The 4709-nt window shown below is 59.9% G+C and carries 4 protein-coding genes; all 4 read right to left on the bottom strand.

Annotated elements, in window-relative coordinates:
• The coding region (gene eboE, locus ACIREA_RS26925) for a metabolite traffic protein EboE (protein WP_397385414.1) at positions 1 to 1152 on the bottom strand (1152 nt) is incomplete at its 3' end.
• Positions 1153 to 1632: 480 nt separating this feature from the next.
• The gene (locus ACIREA_RS26930) at positions 1633 to 2328 is read right to left on the bottom strand and encodes a DUF1080 domain-containing protein (RefSeq protein WP_397385415.1); all 696 of its coding nucleotides are present in this window, start codon (positions 2326 to 2328) and stop codon (positions 1633 to 1635) included.
• Positions 2329 to 2412: 84 nt separating this feature from the next.
• Entirely contained in the window at positions 2413 to 3888 is a 1476-nt protein-coding gene (locus tag ACIREA_RS26935) for a sigma-54-dependent transcriptional regulator (RefSeq protein ID WP_397385416.1), read from the bottom strand.
• Positions 3889 to 3951: 63 nt separating this feature from the next.
• Positions 3952 to 4674 carry an isoprenyl transferase gene (locus ACIREA_RS26940; protein WP_397385417.1) on the bottom strand — a complete coding sequence of 241 codons (723 nt, stop codon included), beginning with the start codon at positions 4672 to 4674 and terminating at the stop codon, positions 3952 to 3954.
• Positions 4675 to 4709: the final 35 nt, after the last annotated feature.

Raw genomic sequence — 4709 nt, forward strand, 5'->3', positions numbered from 1 at the left:
CATCTCTCCCAGCGTCCAATCGTATTCCCGTACCAGCTGATCCACCACATCTCCGCTGCGCATCTCCAGTGGAAGGACTTCCCAGGTGTAGGTTTCCATCTCGATGTGCTGGCATTTGGTGGGATTTTTAGCCAGCCAGTCCATGGCGCCGATCAAATGATCCCGGGTGCTGTCAAAGCCGCCACCGGGCTGGGCATGGATGGGGATGTGGAAATGCACGCGCCACTCCTCCCCGAGGATGCCGGGATTGGCCTGGGCAAACTGGAGGGCGTCGGGCAGGTCCTTGAAACGGCGCAGCGGTTCGTCCTTGCCGTAGCTGGCGATGACCTGGTGGAAATACACCGGCTCGTCGAAGGTGGGCAGCTGGGCGATATTTTCCGGCGTGGGTTTCAGTTTGAGTGCCGAGCTGAAGTGGAGCTTGCTGAGCCGAATGCCGGCCCCGGTGATGCGTGAAAGGGCTTTTTCGGCATCTTCGAACTCGATGGCGAGGTGGCAGGTGTCGTAGTTCAGGCCTACGAATTTGAAGAAGTCGCGGTCGTGCGGGTTGCGGTCGAGGTAGAGGCCGAAAAATTTAAGTGTCTCCCCGCTGGTCTCAAACAAGCCGAGGGGTTCCGGTTCCAGGCCGAGATGCAGGTCGTGCCCGCTTTGGGTGGCGACCTTTTCGATGTGCTCGCGGCACAGGCGCAGGTTGGTGAAAATGGCCTGCAGCTCGTCTGCGCCGACGCCAAAGGTTTTGTGGGAGCCGGGCAGGGTGCTGACGCTGCCGCTGACGCCCGGCGGCAGCAACTGCGCCAGGATGTCGAAGAGGAGGTTGGTGTAGGTCAGACGCTCGGTGGTGCTCCAGTCCGGCTTGAAGACCTGTTCTTTGACGCGGGTGCCGTGGAAGGAGCCGTAAGGGAAGCCGTTGATGGTGAAGACGTAGCAGTTATTGGCTTCGAGCCATGCTTTGAATTCGTCGATTTTCCCTGGGGCGCTGAGTTCCACGGCGGCCTGCTGGCTGAGGCGGAGGCCGATGCCGTAGGGTCTGCCGCCGCTGACGCGATCCTTGACCCGGAGGGTGTAGTTCTTGAGGCCGCTCCAGGTTTCCTCCCACGTTTCGCCGCGGTGGATGTTGGTGCAGTAGCCGAGATGGATGCCGTGGTTGAGGAGCATGCTGCTAGGTGTGCAGCGCTGCGCCCGCCGTCAAATGAATCGTCGGGCTAGTTGGCTGGAGAGGCGGGGCTTGGGCATGAAGCGGAGCTGATTTCTGGTAAGGATCGGCATTCTAGATTGTGACCCTCGGAGCGTTTTTTCGAGTACGGCTGCGGGAAGCTGTGGCTTTCGAGTGGCTTGTGGTGTGGGTTAGCTGAACGGCTGGCGAAGGATTACCGGCTCCCGCATTCGGGCATTTCCTGGCAAGCATGTGCCACCGAGTCCGTCGAAAGCGGTAGCTGCGTTCGTTCCTCACTGCGCAACCGCAGTCCATATGGGAGGCTAGGCGTTTTGCGGAGCTGATGTTTGAAAAGCGAGTGTGGAGACGCTCGGCGGCGGGTTGAGGACAACCCGCCCTACCTGGGATGGGCATGCCGAGTACAAAAAAGCGGGCGTCTGTTCGAGACGCCCGCTTTGATGGAAATGCTGTCTGATGTCAGATCAAGGAATCGGTTTGATGAAGATGTCCTTGTAGTAGGTGGTGCTCTTGGGGTCGTGGCCCTGGATGGCGATGGTGCCTTCGCTGAGCTTGCGGCCGGGCATGTTTTTCAGTGCCTTGGCGGGATCCCAGCCTTCGGGCTCGATGAAATCGACGGTGACCTTGCCGTTGACGGAGAGGGTGATGTGCTTGCCTTCGACCTTGATGTTGTAGTCAAACCATTCGCCGTCCGTGCTTGGAGCCAGGGGGACTTTGATGTGCTTACCGCCTTCGGGTTCCTTCTGGCCGTCGAGGAGGGCAAGGATGTTGATGACGCCGTAGAGGCTGCCGGTTTTCTTGGGATCAGTGTGGGTGCTGTTGACCTGGCACTCGAAGCCTTTGTCCGGCCAGCCTTTTTCCTGATACTGGGTGTGGAAGTACACACCGCTGTTGGAGCCGGGGGTGGTCTTGACCTTGAGCTTCAGCTCGAAGCTCTGGAACTTGGCTTCACCGTTCGGGCCAACGTAGAAGAGGTGGGAGCGGCCGCCGCTGACCTTGAGTTCGCCGTTTTCGACGGTGAAGACGCCGGGGACTTCTTCGTTGGACTTCCAGCCGGCGAGATCCTTGCCATTGAACATGGAGATCCAGCCGTCATCTGCGGCCTGGACGGAGGTGAATGCGAGCGCCGCAAGGGCGGTGAGTGTGAGTTGTTTGAGCATAGAGAGAATGGGTTAACGTGATGGCGATGACGCGTCTAACGAGTGAACTGGAAAGACAGGGACTGGCTGGAGCCGAGTGAAGGCTCAGCTGGCCTTTTTGGTCTTTTTCACTGCAGGGGCGGCGCTGAGCGGGCTGTCAATCGCCGCCTTTTTGACGGCGGGAGCGCTGAGGTGGCTTTGGAGTACCGTGTTGTTTACACCGAGGAATTTGGCGGTGCGGTCGGCATCCTCGCTGAAATGACGGAAAGCGAGGCGGGAGAGCTCACGCTCCACCCAGGGAAGGAGCTCAATGTCAGGGCTTTTTTCAGCCACGCTGACGAGCATGCTCAGGGCATCGCGCATGCGGGTGACGGTGCTCGACGGATCCATGTGGCGTGCGCCTTTGCTGCCGAGGGGGATGTCGGAGGGCAGGAGGACGTCTGAATTGCAGAGGGCGCAGGCGCGCTGAATGGTGTTTTCCAGTTCACGCACGTTGCCCGGCCAGTCGTAGGCGTCGAGCATGTCGAGCGCATCATCGGTGAAGCGCATCTGGGGCCCACGGCGGCGTGCCGAGAGGCGGTGGAGGAAGAACTCGGCCAGCAGGCGCACGTCTTCGCGGCGCTCACGGAGCGGCGGAATGTGGATGCGCACGACGTTGAGGCGGTAGAACAAGTCCTCACGGAAATTGCCCTTGGCGACTTCGTCTTCGAGATTTTTGTTGGTGGCGGCGAGGACGCGAACGTCGGTCTTGAGCGTCTGGTTGCTGCCGACGCGGGAGTACTGGCCTTCCTGGAGCACGCGCAGCAGTTTGCTCTGCACGGCGAGCGGCATGTCGCCGATTTCGTCGAGGAAGAGAGTGCCGCCGTCGCACTGTTCAAAGCGGCCGACACGCTGGTTCACCGCACCGGTGAAGGAGCCTTTTTCATGGCCGAAGATTTCGCTTTCGAGCAGGTTGTCAGGGATGGCTGTGACATTGATGGCGACAAATTCCTTCTGCGCACGAGGGCTGAACTTGTGGATGGCACCTGCGACGAGTTCCTTGCCGCAGCCGCTTTCTCCTGTGATCATGACGGGAGCGTCTGAGCGGGAGACGCGGCCGATGAGCTTGAACACCTCCTGCATGGGGGCAGAGCGACCGATGATGGTCTCCTGAATCGATTCGGTGGGCACCTCGGCGGCCTGCGCGCGGGTGGCCTTGCGTGCCTCGATGGAGGTTAGGGCGCTTTCGACGACGGTGCGCAGTTCGTAGGGCAGGCGTTCCTTGCCCAGCACATCGTAGGCACCGAGACGCATGGCCTCGATGACATGGCTGGTGGTGGCGGTGCCGCTGAACAGGATGACCATCGACTGTGGATCGGTCTGGCGCAGGCGTTTGAGGAGTTCGATGCCAGTAGTGCCATTGAGGCGGACCTCACAAAGCAGAAGATCGGCGCGCTTTTTGACGTAAGCGGCCAGGGCGTCTTCGCCCCGCTCAAAGGTGCTGATGGAAACGCCCGGTGCTTTCAGGTGGGCAGCAGCCCATGCGAGGAAGTCGGCATCTGGATCCACGATGATCAGGTGGGTGTCCGGGTTGTCTGGCATTAGGGCGTTATTTTTGGGTTGGAACTGCGTTATCGCAGCAATTGGGGTAGAGGTCAACATTCGTCATACGCCGCCGAAGCGGCGGTGGCGCTGGTGAAAAGCACGGATGGCGGTTTTCAGGTCTTCTTTGGAGAAGTCCGGCCAGAGCTTTTCAGTGATGTAAAATTCGGTGTAGCTGACCTGCCAGAGCAGGAAATTCGACAGCCGCATTTCGCCCGAAGTCCGGATGAGGAGGTCAGGATCTGGATAGTAGCGGGTATAGAGATGCTTGCCGAACATTTCGACATCAATCATGGCCTTGTCGAGGTGGCCGCTTTCCACGCTCTGCAGCAGGCTTTTCACGCCGTCGATGATCTCTTCACGTCCCCCGTAGCTGAGCGCCAGAATCAGCGTGAGGCCGGTGTTTTGGGCGGTCGCTTCGATGCAGCGGTGGAGCTCGTTCTGGCAGGATTGGGGGAGGTCATGCAGGCGGCCGATGGACTGGAGCCGGACATTTTGCTTCATCATGAGCGGCAGTTCACCGCGCAAAAAGATCTCCAGCAGCTTCATCAGCGCCTCGACTTCGCGTTTGGGGCGTTTCCAATTTTCTGAAGAAAAGGCGTAGAGAGTGAGGAATTCGACGCCGATCTCGCTGCAGCCCTCCACGACACGGCGAACGGTTTCCGCTCCGGCTCGATGTCCCTCGGTTCGCGGCAGACCCCGCTCTTTCGCCCAGCGGCCGTTGCCGTCCATGATCATGGCGATATGGCGGGGGATGGGTTTCAGATCATCGTTAGGGCGACTCATGCGAAGGGAAAATCTACTGCATGCAGCTGTCTGCG

The sequence above is a fragment of the Prosthecobacter sp. genome, from assembly GCF_044373815.1.
GTDB lineage: Bacteria > Verrucomicrobiota > Verrucomicrobiia > Verrucomicrobiales > Verrucomicrobiaceae > Prosthecobacter.